This window comes from Aureimonas ureilytica (genome assembly GCF_001475935.1).
In the GTDB taxonomy this organism is placed as follows: domain Bacteria; phylum Pseudomonadota; class Alphaproteobacteria; order Rhizobiales; family Rhizobiaceae; genus Aureimonas; species Aureimonas ureilytica_A.
Genome location: NZ_LDQA01000017.1, coordinates 17,728 through 33,707 on the forward strand (window position 1 = coordinate 17,728; position 15,980 = coordinate 33,707).

Here is a 15,980-nt window from a genome sequence, read left to right on the forward strand (position 1 = left end):
CTGGCCCGTCTCGTTCCAGACGTAGAGCATCGGATCGCACGATGGCAGGGTGCGATGGTTTTTTCCCGCTGCACGGTTTCGTCAGGACGGATGCGGGTCTATCTAGCGGGCGGAATGGGCGGCCGACCCGCGACCACCCGCTTCGACGGCGTTTTCACGATTCCATCAGCATGAGCGGCCCCGACATGAAGAACGAAAGCTCTCTCGCGCGCACGATCGATCAGGTAACGGGCGGCACGCGCCTGCGACGCCTTCGACAGAACGACTGGGTGCGCCGGCTCGTGCGCGAGAGCGATGTCAGCGTCAACGATCTGATCTGGCCTATCTTCGTGCGCGAAGGAGACGGCGCGCCGGAGCCCGTGGCCTCCATGCCCGGCGTGTTCCGCTATTCCGTCAAAGGCTGCGTCGAGGCGGCGCAGCGGGCGGCCGATCTGGGCATTCCCGTGATCGCGCTGTTTCCCTTCACCAACCCGGAGCTGCGCGACGAAACCGGCTCGCAGGCGCTGAACGCCGACAATCTCGTGTGCCGCGCCACACGCGCCATCAAGGACGCGGTTCCCGAGATCGGTATTCTCTGCGACGTCGCGCTCGATCCCTATACGAGCCACGGGCATGACGGGGTGGTGCGCGAGGGGCGAATTCTCAACGACGAGTCGGTCGAGCTTCTCTGTCGGCAGGCCGTGGTTCAGGCGCAAGCCGGCTGCGACATTATCGGCCCCTCCGACATGATGGACGGACGGGTGTCCTGCATTCGCGCGGCGCTCGATGGAGAGGGTCTGCGCGACACGATGATCATGTCCTATGCCGCCAAATATGCCTCCGCGTTCTACGGGCCATTCCGGGACGCGGTGGGCTCGACCGGCGCTCTGAAGGGCGACAAGCGGACCTACCAGATGGACATGGGCAATGCGGCGGAGGCGATCCGCGAGGCCGCGCAGGACATTGCCGAGGGCGCGGACATGATCATGGTCAAGCCCGGCCTGCCCTATCTCGACATCCTTGCCAAACTGGTCGAGGAATTTCGGATGCCGACCTTCGCCTATCAGACCTCGGGCGAATATTCGGTCATCATGGCAGCGGCGCAGAACGGCTGGATCGACGGCGACAAGGCGATGTTCGAGACCTTGCGCGCCTTCAAGCGCGCGGGCGCCAGCGGCGTTCTCAGCTATTTCTCGCCGCGCGTCGCCGAAGCGCTTCAGCAGCGCTGAACGTCGTTGCGAATGGGGCGCGGGCTTCCCATCTTTTCGTACAAGAACAAAGGAACTCCGCGCCGATGAGCAATACCGCCCCTTTCCAGCCCGCCGCCTCCTGGCTCGACCAGCCGCGCGCCTATTCGGGCGTGCGCACGCGGCGCATGATGGCCTTTCTCGTCGATTACTCGATCGTGCTCCTGCTTTGCGTCCCCGCCTTCTTCGTGGTGGGTCTGCTGGGGATCGTCACCTTCGGGCTCGGCTGGATGCTCTATGCCATCCTGTTTCCGCTGGTGGCCTTGCCCTATGTGAGCTTCACGCTGGGTGGAAGCGCTCAGGCGACGCCGGGGATGCGTCTCTTCGACCTTCGCCTCGAGCGCTTGGACGGCGAACGGGTGGATGTCGGCATGGGAGCCGCGCACAGCATCCTGTTCTGGGTCGCCGGAACGCTGACCTCGGGCTTCATCGTTCTTCTCGCGCTCTTCACACCGCGCAAGCAGCTGCTCCAGGACCTTCTTCTGGGCACCGTGGTCGTGCGCCGAAGCTGATCGGGCGCCCGGCGCGCGGAAGCGTCCGAGCGGTCTTTTCAACGCAAGCTCCAGGTTCCAAACTGGGACATCCCGCCAGCGGCCTCCTTTCGCTGGCGGATGCACGACGAGGCGGTCGGAACTCATGACGGCGCATCCCCAGACTCCGCAATTCTTCCTGACCTCGCCTTCGACCTGCCCTTATCTGCCTGGCCAGCTCGAACGAAAGGTCTTCACGCATCTCGTCGGGCACCGCGCGCCGGAGCTTCTCGATCTTCTGACGCAGGGCGGCTTTCGTCGCTCGCAGAACATCGCCTATCGCCCCGCCTGCGAACGCTGCCGGGCCTGCGTGTCGATCCGCATCCTCGTGGACGAGTTCAAGCCCGCCAAATCCATGCGCCGAACTTGGGCTGCCAATTCCGATCTCGTGGGGCGCATGGCCGAGGCCGAGCCGACCAGCGAACAATATGCCCTGTTCCGCCGCTATCTCGACGCGCGCCACACGCAGGGCGGCATGTCGGAAATGTCCGTCATGGACTACGCAATGATGATCGAGGACAGCCAGGTCGATACGCGGATCATCCAGTATCGCCGCAAGGGGCCGGATTCCGCCTTTTCCCCGCGCTCGGACGGCGCGCTGAAAGCCGTCGCGCTGACCGATGTCATGGGCGACGGCTTGTCGATGGTCTATTCCTTCTTCGACCCGGACGAGCCGCAGCGCGGGCTCGGCACGTATATGATCCTCGACCACATCGAGCGCGCGCGTGCCCTCGGCCTGCCTTATCTCTACCTCGGCTATTGGGTCGATGGCTCGCGCAAGATGGATTACAAGATCCGCTACCAGCCGCAGGAGCACCTGATGCCCAAGGGCTGGGAGCGCTATCAGCCCAAAACGGCCGTAGTCCCGCCCATCGAAGGCGAGTGACACGGCCACATCTCCATCAAAAAGCCGGCCTTGAAGGCCGGCTTTTTTGTCAGGTGAAACGTCCGCTCTTGGGGAAGCCCTTCGGCACCAGCCGGCCGGCTTGAGCCCTGTCGCCGCGCCATTCCAACAGGTCGGCTTCCGAGCGCTGATGCTGGCGGCCGGCCGTGTCGTTCCAGGTCAGGCCTTCGGCAAGGTTGAAGATCTTCAGATCGAGCAGCCCGCCATCGGCATAGCGTTGGAGGCGAACGCCCTTGCCGCGAAGCATCTCGGGCACCTGCGCCAAGGGGAACACGACCATCTTTCGGTTCTCGCCGACAACGGCCACGCTGTCGCCGGTCACCCGCTCGGCGCAGGCGAGGCGCGCGGGATCGGCGATGTTCAGCACCTGCTTGCCCTTGCGCGTTCCCGAAATCAGTTCGGCTTCCGGCACGATGAAACCGTTGCCGTCGGTGGAGGCCACGAGGCGCTTCTGCGCGGGATCGGCAACGAAGCCGAGAGCGATGTCCTGATCATCTTCCAACTCGATCAGAAGCCGGATCGGATCGCCCTGCCCGCGCCCGCCCGGCAGCTTGTCGGCGTTGAGCGTGAAGGCCCGACCATTGGTCGACAGGAACACGAGCTTGTCGGTGGTCATCGCCGGAAAGGCGATCTTCAGCCCATCGCCCTCACGGAAGCCCAACGTCGAGAGATCGACCCCATGGCCCTTCATGGCGCGCAGGAAGCCCTTTTGCGACAGGACGACCGTCACCGGCTCCTTCTCGATCAGGGCCACCGCGATATCGTCCAGCGAGCGTTCCGGCGCGCCGGCGAAGATGGTGCGGCGTTTGCCGAGCTTGGTCTTCTTGGAGAAGGTTTCGCGGACCTCGCGGACCTCGCCGGCCACGCGCTGCCATTGCAACTCGCCCGAAGCGAGCATCGCCTGCTTGTCCGCCCTCTCTTCCGACAATTGATCGAATTCGCGGCGAAGCTCGAACTCTTCCAGCTTGCGCAGCGAGCGCAGGCGCATGTTGAGGATCGATTCGGCCTGGAGGTCACTCAGCTCGAAGGTCCGCATCATGACCTGTTTGGGCTCGTCCTCCTCGCGGATGATGCGGATTACCTCATCAAGATTCAGAAACGCGATGAGATAGCCGGAGAGGATTTCCAGTCGCCGTTCGATCTGGTCGAGGCGGAACTGCGAGCGGCGAACCAGGACTTCGCGCTGATGCGCCAGCCACTCGGAGAGAACCTCCTTGAGCGACATGACCTTCGGCACCTTGCCGCCCGACAGGACGTTCATGTTCAGCGGAATGCGCGACTCGAGGTCGGTGAGTCGGAACAGCGATTCCATCAAAAGCTCGGGATCGACCGTGCGCGCCTTGGGCTCCAGAACGACGCGCACATCCTCGGCGGACTCGTCCCGGATATCGCCGAGCAGCGGCAGCTTCTTGGCGACCAGGAGGTCCGCGATCTTCTCGATCAGCCGGGATTTCTGCACCTGGAACGGGATTTCGGTGACGACGATGACATAGCCGCCGCGCCCCTGCTCTTCCTTCTCCCACTTGGCGCGAACGCGGAACGAGCCGCGCCCGGTCGCATAGGCCTCGCGGATGATTTCCGCGCTGTCCACCACGACGCCGCCGGTCGGGAAGTCCGGCCCCTGCACGAAGCGCAGGAGCGTGTCGAGCGAGGTCTCGGGATCTTCGATCAACTTGAGCGCGGCGTCGCACAGCTCGGCCGCGTTGTGCGGCGGGATCGAGGTCGCCATGCCGACCGCAATGCCCGAGGCGCCATTGGCCAGAAGATTCGGGAAGGCGCCCGGCAGGACGACCGGCTCCTCGTCTTCCTCGTTATAGGTCGGCTTGAAATCGACGGCATTCTCGTCGATCCCGCGCAGGATCAGGGTCGCAACCTCGGTCATGCGCGCTTCGGTGTAGCGCATGGCCGCCGCGCTATCCCCGTCGATATTGCCGAAATTGCCCTGCCCGTCGATCAGCGGATAGCGGATCGAGAAGTCCTGCGCGAGGCGCACCAGCGCGTCGTAGATCGAGGCGTCGCCATGCGGATGGAACTTGCCCATGACGTCGCCGACGATGCGGGCGCATTTCTTGTATCCCTGATCGGGGTCGAGCTTCAGCGCGCGCATCGCGTGGACGATGCGGCGATGCACCGGCTTCAGACCGTCGCGCACATCCGGCAGCGCGCGACCCATGATGGTCGATAGCGCATAGGCCAGATAGCGCTCTTCCAGCGCCGTCTTCAGGTCGATCGGTTCGATGTCGCCGCCGCCGGCGGGAGGATCTACAGGCTTGCCCATGCGGGCTCGATAACGCAATCGACGGGCGCGAACAAGGGAAGAACAAAACGAGGACGGGCCTCTCGCGGCTCTCGCAACCATAAGCGCAGAAACGCGGGTGGCGGGCTTACACTCCCGGCCGAATTCGCCATATTAGCGCGGAACTCGTCCTTGCATCGCCCGAATCCGCGCCAACCCGGCTCCGGCTTCGCCGTCCGTTCGAAAGGTTTCCCGCTCATGACCGCTTTGCGCACCCGCAGCCTTCTGGCGGGCCTGGCTCTTGTCCTCGCCGGTTCGTCCTCCGCCTTCGCCGTGGATGGGCAAGCCTTCGCCGACCGGTTGAAGGCCGTGCTGGGCGAGCAGAACACGACGCTGTCCTACAGCGGCGTCGCGACCGACGACGACAATGTCACGCTGAAGGGCGTGCAACTGACGGCGAAGGGCGAGGCCGCGCAGCCGGTCGCGCTGGGCGATCTGCATTTCGAGACCGTCACCGGATCGACGCCGGACGGCTGGCGCGTCGGCCGCCTTCAGGTCGCGGATGTCGATCAGACCGAGGAGGAGACGCGGGTCACGCTGTCGGGCGTGCAGGTCGAAGGGATTCAGATCAAGGGCACCAACGACAAGTCCGCCTCGCTTTCGCCGCTCTATTTCGAGCGCGCGCAGATGAGCGGCGCCACCATGGAGCGCGCCGGCAAGACGCTCGCCTCGGTCGAGAACGGGCGCATCGAGAATCTTCAGGCCGGCAATGGCGGCTACCGCTCCAATTTCGGCGTCGGCCGCTTCCTGTTCGACGCGACGGCAACGGCCGAAGGCAACGAGACGCCGCCGCTGGTCGCGCTCGGCTATCCGCAGCTGACCGGTGATCTGACCGGCTCGGGCGCGTGGGACCCGCAGACCGGCGCGCTTTCTCTCGATCCGCTTCAGCTGGAAGTGGACAATGCGGGCGCCCTGTCCTTCTCCTATACGATCACCGGCTACACGCCGAGCTTCATCCAGTCGCTCGCGCAGCTGTCCAAGCAGATGCAGGCATCCCCTCAAGCCAGCGACGGCGCGGGCATGGCGGTGATCGGGCTGATCTCGCAGCTCTATCTGCGCTCGGCCGAACTCTCCTTCACCGACCGCTCGCTGACCAACAAGCTGCTCGACTATTACGCCAAGGAGAACAACACGACGCGCCCGCAGCTGGTGGACCAACTCGTCGGCGGCCTGCCGCTGGCGCTGGCCTATCTCCAGAATCCCACCTTCCAGGCGCAGGTGACGGACGCCGTTCGCAGCTTCCTTCAGAACCCCCGTTCGATCGCGATTTCCATCGCGCCGCCGAGCCCGGTTCCGGCGACGCAAATTCTGGGGGCTGCCATGGGCGCGCCGCAGACGCTGCCGCAGATTCTCAATCTGTCGGTGCGCTCGGGCAACTGATCGACCGTTCCGCACGCAACCCTGCGACGCCGCGCCCCGGGAGCCTCGGGCGCGGCGTTTGCGTTGGGGGCGCATGAACAACGAAAGCCCCTTGATCCTGACTCTTCGCCTCGACGCCGCACTCGGCGCTCGGTTCGAACGCGAACGACGGCAACATTTCCCGCCGAAACGCAATCTCATCCCCGCGCATCTGACGCTGTTCCATGCGCTGCCTGGGAGCGAAGAACCCGGCATTATCCGCCATCTCCGCGCGCTGGCGGACGAGACGCCGCCTCTGCCGCTGCGCGTATCCGGCTTTCGCTTTCTGGGTCGCGGTGTCGCCTATGAGATCGAAAGCCCGGCGCTTCTGACGCTGCGTGGCTCTCTCGCCCAACACTGGAAGCCATGGCTGACGCCGCAGGACGCGCAGGGCTTCCGTCCGCATGTCACGGTTCAGAACAAGGTGGAGCCCGAGGCCGCCCGCAGCCTGCTCCAGCATTTGCAGGCGGGGTTCGAGCCCATCGACGGCAGCGGCACGGGCCTTCTTCTCTGGCGCTACCTCGGCGGGCCTTGGGAGTTGGCGGCCGAGTTTTCCTTCCCGTCCGACCGGACATGAAAAAGGGCGCCGCAGCGCCCTTTCACCGTCATTGAGAGTTGGTTCGATCAGGCCTTTGGCGCCTGCGGCATCGGGCGAATCTGGAGATCGCGCAGCTGCTGCAGCGTTGCGGGCGACGGCGCGTTCATCAGCAAGTCGAAAGCCTGCTGGTTCATCGGGAAGAGCGTGATCTCACGCAGGTTCTTCGCACCGCAAAGCAGCATCACCACGCGGTCGATACCGAAGGCGCAGCCGCCGTGCGGCGGAGCGCCGTACTGGAAGGCGCGATACATGCCGCCGAACCGGTCCTCCACATCCTGCTTGGACAGGCCGACCATCTCGAAGGCCTTCACCATCAGATCGGGCGATTGGTTGCGGATCGAGCCGGACGCGATCTCGAAGCCGTTGCAAACGGCATCGTACTGGTAGGCCTTGATCGTCAGCGGGTCCTGATTTTCCAACGCCTCCATACCACCCTGCGGCATCGAGAACGGGTTGTGCGCGAAGTCGATCCGCTTCTCCTCTTCGTTATATTCGAAGAAGGGGAAATCCACGATCCAGCAGCACTCGAACCGGTCGCGATCGACGAGGTTCAGCTCCTCGCCGGCGCGCGTGCGCGCTTCGCCGGCGAACTTGTAGAACTTCGAAGGCTCGCCTGCCACGAAGAAGCAGGCATCGCCATCGCCGAGACCCAGCTGCGCGCGGATCGCGTCGGTGCGCTCGGGGCCGATATTCTTGGCGAGCGGGCCAGCGCCCTCCAGCGTCTCGCCTTCCTTGCGCCAGAAGATATAGCCGAGACCCGGCTGGCCCTGGCCCTGCGCCCAGGCATTCATGCGATCGCAGAAGGCTCTGGACCCGCCGGTCTTGGCCGGGATCGCCCAGACCTCGACCTTCGGGTTGGACGCGATCATGCCCGCGAAGACCTTGAAGCCCGAGCCCGCGAAATGCTCGGTCACGGCCTGCATCTCGATGGGGTTACGCAGGTCCGGCTTGTCGGAGCCATACTTGCGGATCGAAACGTCATAGGGAATGCGCGGCCATTCCTTGGTGACGGGCTTGCCGTCCGCGAACTCCTCGAAAATCTGCGTCATGACCGGGGTCATGGTGGTCCAGATGTCGTCCTGCGTGACGAAGCTCATCTCGACGTCGAGCTGGTAGAACTCACCCGGCAGGCGGTCGGCGCGCGGGTCCTCGTCGCGGAAGCAGGGCGCGATCTGGAAGTAGCGGTCGAAGCCCGCCACCATCAGAAGCTGCTTGTACTGCTGCGGGGCCTGCGGCAGCGCGTAGAAATTGCCGGGATGGATGCGGCTCGGCACGAGGAAGTCGCGCGCGCCCTCTGGCGAGGAAGCCGTCAGGATCGGCGTCGTGTATTCGGCAAAGCCCGCGCCCGTCATCTCGCGGCGCATGGCGGCGATGATCTGCGTGCGCTTGACGATGTTCTTGTGCAGCGTGTCACGGCGCAGATCGAGGAAGCGGTACTTGAGGCGCACATCTTCGGGGTATTCCAGATCGCCGAAGACCGGCAGCGGCAGTTCCTGTGCCTGCGCCAGCACTTCGATCTCGCGCGCGAAAATCTCGACTTCGCCCGTCGGCAGCTTGGCGTTCACCGTGTCGGGCGTGCGAGCCTTCACCTCGCCGTCGATGCGGATGACCCATTCCGAGCGAACGGTCTCGGCCGTCTTGAACGCGGGGGACTCGGGGTCCACCACGATCTGCGTCAGGCCGTAATGATCGCGCAGGTCGATGAAGAGCAGGCCGCCATGATCGCGCACCCGGTGGACCCAGCCCGACAGGCGAACGGTCTGGCCGACCTCGGAGGGGCGGAGAGCGGCGCAGGTATGGCTACGATAGCGGTGCATGAGGATCCCTTACATCAGCCTCCGATCCCGCGAGGCGCCGGGGGACCGCGCCCGACGGCACAGCCCATTTTTGCGCGGAAAAGCGCATCAAGCACCCGTCCTGTCAAGGTTTGGCGGGTTCGCGCGCTTTCCTTTGCGCGCCCGCTTCGTTTATGGATCGAAGCATGGAGCCGATTACGACCACAGCCGCCCTTTCCGATGCCTGCCGCACCCTGGCCAAGGCCGAATTCGTCACCGTCGATACGGAGTTCATCCGCGAGACGACCTTCTGGCCGGAGCTCTGCCTGATCCAGATGGCCTCCGACGATCTGGCTGTTCTGGTCGATCCGCTGGCCGACGGCATGGACCTTCAGCCCTTCTTCGAGCTGATGGCCGACCGCTCGGTGCTCAAGGTCTTCCATGCCGCGCGTCAGGACGTGGAAATCATCCACAAGCTCGGCGGGCTGATTCCCGAGCCGCTGTTCGACACGCAGGTCGCCGCCATGGTCTGCGGCTTCGGCGAGTCGATCGCCTATGACCAGCTTGTCGCGCGCACCACCAAGGGGCGCATCGACAAGACCTCCCGCTTCACCGACTGGCGCCGCCGCCCCCTGTCGCAGGAGCAGCTGGATTATGCGCTCGGCGACGTGACCTTTCTGCGCGATGCCTACCGTTTCCTCGCCAAGGCGCTCGAGGTGGAAGGCCGTGAGAACTGGCTGGCGGACGAGATGGCCGTGCTCGGCGACCCCGCGACCTACGATATCCACCCGGATGATGCCTGGAAGCGTCTGAAGCTGCGCATTCGCAAGCCGATCGAACTTGCCGTTCTCAAGGAGATCGCCGCCTGGCGTGAGCGAGAAGCCCGTGCCAAGGACCAGCCGCGCTCGCGCATCCTGAAGGATGACGCGCTCTACGAGATCGCTCAGCAACAACCGCGCGACGAGCAGGCTCTTTCGCGCCTGCGCACGGTCTCCAAGGGCTTCGAACGTTCCAGCGCGGGCCGCGAGTTGCTTGCCGCCGTTGCGCGCGCCCATGCGATTCCGAAGTCGGCCCTTCCGCCCATTCCGAAGCCCCCGACCCTGCCCGAAGGCACGGCGGCGGCGGTGGAGTTCCTGCGCGTTCTCCTGAAGATCGTGACGGAAGAGCGAGGCGTCGCGGGCCGGCTCATCGCCTCCAGCGATGATCTGGAAAAGCTCGCGGTCGATGGCGAGAAGGCCGATGTGCAGGCCCTGCAAGGCTGGCGGCGCGAATTGTTCGGCGAACGCGCGCTTCAACTTCTGGCCGGCAAGACGGCTCTCGTCTACCGCAATCGAAAGGTCGAGATCGTCTCGCTCTGATCCCCCAAAAAAGGCGGCTCCGGGAGCCGCCTTTTTTGTGAACCAATCGGCGTCAGCGGACGTCGAACCGGAGCGTGCGCTCCACGATCTTGGAAAAGGCCTGAAGGCGCGCCTCCGGCCGCTCGCCCAGAAGCGGCTCCAGATCGCGCGGGATCACCAGCGAGAAGCCGCCGCGCGGATCCTGCTTCCATTGCAGCCGTCCGAGAACGCCGGGCATGGCGGCGGTCAGGAGATAGCTGACGCGGAAGAGCGAGGCGAGGACGCGCGCGAGATAGAGAAGCCTCGGCTCCACCACGCTGCCCATGCCGTCCAGAATGCTCGTGTCGAACTCGCCCTCGTAGCGATAGTAATTGGCGAGCGCGAGATAGACGCGGCCGGGATGATCCACCGCCGGGATATTGGCGTTGACGATGATCGAAAGGCTCTGGCGCCCGCGATAATCGGGATGCGCGCGCCAGGAAATATCGGTCAGCAGGCAGGCCGCCTTGCGCAGCCGCGCTTCGGATGGCGTCTCGCCGATCGACAGCGCCTCGAAGGTGCGCGTCGACCAATCCACCAGTTCCTCGTTGTGGATTGGGGAACGCGAGCGCAGAAACGAAAGCTCGCGCGCCGATTCCAGAAGCGGATCCTGCGCCTTTTCCTCGTCCCACAAGCGCGAATGGAGGTAGCCCTCGCGCACGCCATAGGCCGAGAGCACGATCTCGGACGGCTTCAACTGCGAGATGACGGCCTGCATTGCGACCGCGCCGAAGGCCAGAAGCGACCGGCGGTTGCGCGAGATGGTCGCAATGCCGGGCAGTTTGTCGGGGTCGCCCTTGGCGACATTGGCGAGGAAGACTTCGATCTCGGCCACCTTGGCTCGGTAGCCATGCATCACATGAACGGGATAGCCCGACTGCTCCATGTGCAGCTTGAAGAGGTTTCGCCAGGTTCCGCCCACGGCGTAGAAGGGGCGGCCGGCGGCGACCGCTGCGAAGTCCGATCCGGCCACATAGTTTTCTGCGATCGCACGCGCCTTGGTCACGTCGTTGCCCGACATGTCCTGCAAGCGGAGACCACCGAGCGGCATGGTAATGCCCTTGCCGATGCGCCCGTCCGCGACTTCGACGATCTCCAGACTGCCACCGCCCAGATCCCCGGCAATGCCGTTCGGCGCATGGAAGCCGGCGATGACGCCTTCGGCCGCATAATGCGCCTCATCGGCGCCCGACAGGATGGTGATGGGGCAACGCAGGGCCGCTTCGGCGGCGGCCACGAAGTCCGGCCCGTTGATCGCCTCGCGGGCGGCGGCCGTCGCGATCGGATGAATTTCCTCCACCCCGCTCTGGTCGCAGAGCGCGCGGAAGCGCTTGAGCGCACTGATGGCGCTGGCGACCGATTTGTCGTCCAGCCGATTGGTCTGGGCGATGCCACGCCCTAGACCGCTCAGCACTTTCTCGTTGAACAAGGTGGTGGGGGCGCGAACATTGCCTTCGTAGATCACAAGGCGAACCGAGTTCGATCCGATGTCCACGACAGCCACGGGCGAACGGCCGGGAATCCGGCCGTTCGGATGCAGGAGATCAATCGAAGCGTGAGTGCTCGGCACGCTGCCTCGCGATGAGCTTGGGTGCATTCGACTTCAGGGCCTTCCCCCGACCCGAGAGGCTCGGGTTGGTCATAAAATAACGCTGGGCGTTGAACGGCTGCTCGCCTTGCGACGGCTCGATGCGGCGCGACGTGCCATCGGCCAGAACCGACCAGCTTTGTTGATTGTCGAGAATATTGGCGAGCATGATCTGCGACAGAACCTGACTGTGAACGGTCGGCGTGGTGATCGGAATCAAGGTTTCCACTCGACGGTCCAAGTTGCGCGGCATCATATCGGCCGAGCCCATGTAGACGATCGCCTTTTCCGAAGGCAAGCCGTGCCCCGCGCCGAAGCAGAAGATGCGGCTGTGCTCCAGAAAGCGGCCCACGATCGACTTCACGCGGATATTGTCGGACAGGCCCGGCACGCGTGGCTTGAGGCAGCAGATGCCGCGCACCACGAGATCGATCTCGACGCCCGCCTGACTCGCCCGGTAGAGTGCGTCGATGATCTGCGGATCGACCAGCGAGTTCATCTTCATCCAGATCTGGCCCGGACGACCCGCCTTCTCGTGCTCGATCTCTTCCTCGATATGCTGGATGATGCGCTTGCGCAGCGTCAGCGGCGACATGGCGAGCTTGCGAAGCTCGGTCGGCTCGGCATAGCCGGTGATGTAATTGAAGATATGCGCGACATCATAGGCGATGTCGGAATCGGTCGTGAAATAGCTGAGATCGGTATAGATCTTCGCCGTGATCGGGTGGTAGTTGCCCGTCCCCACATGGACGAAGGAGGTCAGCTTGCCCTCCTCGCGACGCACCACGAGCGAAAGTTTGGAGTGGGTCTTCTTCTCGATGAAGCCGAAAACGACCTGAACGCCCGCGCGCTCCAGATCGCGCGCCCAGCGGATGTTGGCTTCCTCGTCGAAGCGTGCCTTGAGCTCCACCAGCGCCGTCACCGACTTGCCCGACTCTGCCGCGTCGATCAGGGCGCGCACGATCGGCGAGTCGTTCGAGGTGCGGTAGAGCGTCTGCTTGATCGCCACCACGTCGGGGTCGCGCGCAGCTTGGCGCAGGAACTGCACCACCACGTCGAAGCTCTCATAGGGGTGGTGGATGACGATGTCCTTCTCGCGGATGGCCGCGAAGCAGTCGCCATTATGCTCCCGGATGCGCTCGGGAAAGCGCGGGATATAGGGATCGAATTTCAGATCGTCGCGCGGCAGCTTGACGATCTGCGACACCGAGTCGAGCGCCAGCAGCCCGTCCATCACCGAGATGCGATTTTCCGCGACGCCGAGTTCGCCGGCCACGAAATTGCGCAGGCTTTCGGGCATCACATGGTCGAACTCGATGCGGATAACCGAGCCGCGCCGACGGCGCTTGAGCGCCGTCTCGAACAGGCGCACGAGGTCTTCTGCTTCTTCCTCGACTTCGATGTCCGAGTCTCGGATGATACGGAACGTGCCCTGCCCCTTCACCCGGTAGCCGGGGAAAAGTTTGGAGATGAAGGTCGCAACGACGCTTTCCAGCGGCACGAAGCGCGCTTCGCCCGCCTCGGTCGGCGGCATCTCGACAAAGCGCTGGAGCGCGACGGGCAGACGCAGAAGCGCGTTCATCCCCTGCGAATCGCGCTCGCGCACCATGGACAGGGCCATGGTGAAACCGAGATTGGGAATGAAGGGGAACGGATGCGCCGGGTCCACCGACAGCGGCGTCAGAACCGGGAAGATCGACTCGTTGAAATGGCGCTCCAGCCAAGCGCGATCATCGCGCTTGAGATCGCCGGCGCCCACGATCGCGATGCGCTCGGCCTTCATATCCTTGACCAGCGAGGCCAGAGACGCCTGCTGTTCTTCCTGAAGGGCCGTAACCTCGGCGAGAATCCGGTCGAGCTGCTCCTGCGGCAGAAGCCCGTCGACACTGCGCACCTCCACCTTCTCGCGCACCTGCCCGGCCAAGCCGGCAACGCGCACCATGAAGAATTCGTCCAGATTGCCGGCCGAGATCGACAGGAAGCGCACACGCTCCAGAAGCGGATGGGCGGGATTCTGCGCCTCTTCCAGAACACGGCGGTTGAACTGGAGCCAGGAAACTTCCCGGTTCACATAGCGGTCGGCCGGCAATTCGCTCTGAACGGACGGCGCCTCCGGTTGCGTGACCGGAACAATGCCGATCGCCTCCATCAGGGGCTGATCGGGCATGGGCTCGTCGTCGAAGCCGCCATCGACCATATTGTCGTCGGCAACCGTGAGGTCGGAATCTACGGGGTCTGCGCGCTGAATAGCATCGCCACCCGCCGGGCTCCGGCGGCGCGGCGAGCGAACCGTGCTCCGGCCCTTGGTCTTGTCGGAGATGGTCGAATCGCTCATGTCAGCCGTCGTCAAAAAGAGGTGTCGGAGATTGCCCTAGGGGCGGCGCACGACTGTTTCATGACGCGCGACTTCTTTCCACGTCCATTTCCGCGAGTATGCGTTGCAGCAGCGTTTTCGTGATCCGCTCCTTCGACGCCAGCGCTTCCATGTCCAGCCTCCGGATCAGCTCGGCCGCCGCCTCCATCGAGCGCTCCATGCGCGCGACAGCGTAGTCGATCAGGCGAGGATCGAACTCGACCTGTCGATCGGCCGCAAGTTTCATCAAGACGCCCGAAAGAAGCGCCTCATCAGGCGCGCTCAGGTCCGTCACCGTGGCCGCGCGTAGGCGCGACAAGAGATCGGGTAGCGCGAAGGGCATGGCCGAAACCGGCTTGCGCGACGTCAACAGAACGGTACCGCCGCCAAGGCGCGCGGCGTTCAGAAGCGCGAACAGCTCCTCCGCCTCGAAACCCGCCCGGTCGATATCTTCGGCCAGAACCGCCAAAGGCGCCTGGCTGATGAGGTCCGACGCCGGCTCGCCCGCCCGAAGCACGCTTGCGCCGGACGCTTCGGCCCATGCGGTCGCCAGATGCGTCTTGCCCGAGCCGATGGGGCCGACCACGAGCAGCACCGGATGAGACCAATGCGGCCATTGATCGATCGCCTCGACAGCCAGGGCGTTTCCCTCGCCGACGATCAGGTCGTCCCGCGCGAGCGAGGGCGTGGGCGCGAGGTCGAATGGAATCTGTGAAGGCTGACGCACGATCAACCGGACTTTCCCGTTTTCGGATCGAACTGGTTCTTCAGGGCGAGATCGAGGCCGCCGCTTTCGATCTCCCGTGGCGAGGACATCTCGATCGTACGCCCAAAATACATTTCGCTCTCGAGATATTTATGGATCGCGAAGCGCACGAGCACGCCCACGGCGGCGGCGGCCGGCACAGCCATGAGCAGCCCGACGAAACCGAAGATCGCGCCGAAGGCGAAAAGCGCGAACATCAGCCAGACCGGATGCAGCCCGACCGAGGCACCCACCAGCTTGGGCTGGAGGATGTTGCCCTCCACGAACTGACCGGTGAAGAAAACGCCCGCCGTGGCCGCGACCCAAATCCAGTCCGGCGCGAACTGAACGAGCGCGACGCCAATCGCCACGATCAGACCGATAGCCGAACCGACATAGGGCACGAAGGAAATGATGCCGGCAAAGAAGCCGATCAGGAGCCCGAAGTTCAGCCCGACCAGCGTCAGGCCCACGGCATAATACGTGCCGAGGATGAGGCAGACGCTGCCCTGCCCGCGCACGAAGCCGGCAACGGCGCGGTCGATCTCGCGCGCCAGACGGCGCACGGTCGCCACATGCTGGCGCGGCACCAGACCGTCGATCTTGGAGATCATCCGGTCCCAGTCGAGCAACAGATAGAAGGCGACGACAGGCGTCACGACGAAAAGCGAGACGAAGTTGACGACCGCGAGACTGGACGACCAGAGCGAGGCGACGAGCGCCGTCGTGTAGCCCGAAAGCTGGCGGACCAGCGTCTGGAAATCCTGGCGAAGGGTCTGATCGTCGCCATTGAAGAAGCGTGACAGAGAGCCGGTGCGCAGCTCAAGCGCCAGTTCCTGAAGCCGTCCGAGATATTGCGGCAGGCGATCGGCGAAGCTCGCGACCTGCGAACTGATGACCGGCACCACGATCAGGATCACGAGCGCGATCAGGATCACGAAGGCCACGAGGATCAGAAGACTGGCGGCCAAGCGCGACAAGCCCCAGCGCTCCAACCGATCGGCGATCGGGTCCAGGAAATAGGCCATGACCATTCCGAGGACGAAGGGCAGAAGAATGCCCCGAAAGAGCCACAGGCAGATACCCAGCACGAGAGCCGAGAGCCCCCAGAAAAGCACCTGCCGTTTCAGAAGCTTGGTACGATCATGAACCATCGATGCGAAGCTCCGGGGCGCGCGGGGACGAGAGGGC

General features: G+C 64.4%; 12 protein-coding genes. 6 read left to right on the forward strand and 6 right to left on the reverse strand.

All coding sequences use genetic code 11. The annotated features are described in order from the left end of the window. The first annotated feature begins 185 nt into the window (after window positions 1-185). From hemB to NS365_RS07315, 3 genes are all read left to right on the forward strand, one after another. Window positions 186-1,208 carry a porphobilinogen synthase gene (hemB, locus tag NS365_RS07305; protein ID WP_058599637.1) on the forward strand — a complete coding sequence of 341 codons (1,023 nt, stop codon included), beginning with the start codon at window positions 186-188 and terminating at the stop codon, window positions 1,206-1,208. A gap of 65 nt (window positions 1,209-1,273) precedes the next feature. After that, window positions 1,274-1,738 carry an RDD family protein gene (locus NS365_RS07310; RefSeq protein ID WP_058599623.1) on the forward strand — a complete coding sequence of 155 codons (465 nt, stop codon included), beginning with the start codon at window positions 1,274-1,276 and terminating at the stop codon, window positions 1,736-1,738. A gap of 124 nt (window positions 1,739-1,862) precedes the next feature. After that, on the forward strand, window positions 1,863-2,642 hold the full coding sequence (locus NS365_RS07315) for an arginyltransferase (RefSeq protein WP_058599624.1): 780 nt from the start codon (window positions 1,863-1,865) through the stop codon (window positions 2,640-2,642). A gap of 49 nt (window positions 2,643-2,691) precedes the next feature. Here NS365_RS07315 and parC read toward each other — a convergent pair whose 3' ends face one another. Beyond that, the gene (parC, locus tag NS365_RS07320) at window positions 2,692-4,938 is read right to left on the reverse strand and encodes a DNA topoisomerase IV subunit A (protein WP_058599625.1); all 2,247 of its coding nucleotides are present in this window, start codon (window positions 4,936-4,938) and stop codon (window positions 2,692-2,694) included. Window positions 4,939-5,154: 216 nt separating this feature from the next. Here parC and NS365_RS07325 point away from each other — a divergent pair, with 216 nt between their 5' ends. Together NS365_RS07325 and NS365_RS07330 are read left to right on the forward strand one after the other, a co-directional pair. Further along, window positions 5,155-6,336: a hypothetical protein gene (locus NS365_RS07325; RefSeq protein ID WP_058599626.1), complete on the forward strand. Its 1,182-nt coding sequence runs from the start codon at window positions 5,155-5,157 to the stop codon at window positions 6,334-6,336. 91 nt (window positions 6,337-6,427) lie between these two features. After that, window positions 6,428-6,931 (forward strand): 2'-5' RNA ligase family protein, encoded by a 504-nt coding sequence (locus tag NS365_RS07330; RefSeq protein ID WP_343286837.1) that lies wholly within the window; start codon window positions 6,428-6,430, stop codon window positions 6,929-6,931. A 47-nt stretch (window positions 6,932-6,978) separates the two neighbouring features. On the opposite strand, the gene aspS is transcribed toward NS365_RS07330, so the two are convergent. Further along, complete coding sequence (aspS, locus tag NS365_RS07335) at window positions 6,979-8,769, reverse strand: aspartate--tRNA ligase (protein WP_058599628.1); 1,791 nt, start codon at window positions 8,767-8,769, stop codon at window positions 6,979-6,981. A gap of 164 nt (window positions 8,770-8,933) precedes the next feature. Here aspS and rnd point away from each other — a divergent pair, with 164 nt between their 5' ends. Continuing rightward, entirely contained in the window at window positions 8,934-10,085 is a 1,152-nt protein-coding gene (gene rnd, locus NS365_RS07340) for a ribonuclease D (RefSeq protein ID WP_058599629.1), read from the forward strand. A 52-nt stretch (window positions 10,086-10,137) separates the two neighbouring features. Here the strand turns inward: rnd and NS365_RS07345 are convergent, their stop codons facing one another. The 4 genes from NS365_RS07345 to NS365_RS07360 all read right to left on the reverse strand — a co-directional run bounded on the left by NS365_RS07345 (window position 10,138) and on the right by NS365_RS07360 (window position 15,943). Then, entirely contained in the window at window positions 10,138-11,652 is a 1,515-nt protein-coding gene (locus NS365_RS07345; RefSeq protein WP_192843479.1) for a Ppx/GppA family phosphatase, read from the reverse strand. After that, window positions 11,648-13,840: an RNA degradosome polyphosphate kinase gene (locus tag NS365_RS07350; RefSeq protein ID WP_193752771.1), complete on the reverse strand. Its 2,193-nt coding sequence runs from the start codon at window positions 13,838-13,840 to the stop codon at window positions 11,648-11,650. The genes NS365_RS07345 and NS365_RS07350 overlap by 5 nt, the downstream gene beginning before the upstream one ends. A 244-nt stretch (window positions 13,841-14,084) precedes the next feature. Then, window positions 14,085-14,771 (reverse strand): hypothetical protein, encoded by a 687-nt coding sequence (locus tag NS365_RS07355; protein ID WP_244498393.1) that lies wholly within the window; start codon window positions 14,769-14,771, stop codon window positions 14,085-14,087. Window positions 14,772-14,773: 2 nt separating this feature from the next. Then, window positions 14,774-15,943: an AI-2E family transporter gene (locus tag NS365_RS07360; RefSeq protein ID WP_058599632.1), complete on the reverse strand. Its 1,170-nt coding sequence runs from the start codon at window positions 15,941-15,943 to the stop codon at window positions 14,774-14,776. Window positions 15,944-15,980 lie beyond the last annotated feature (37 nt).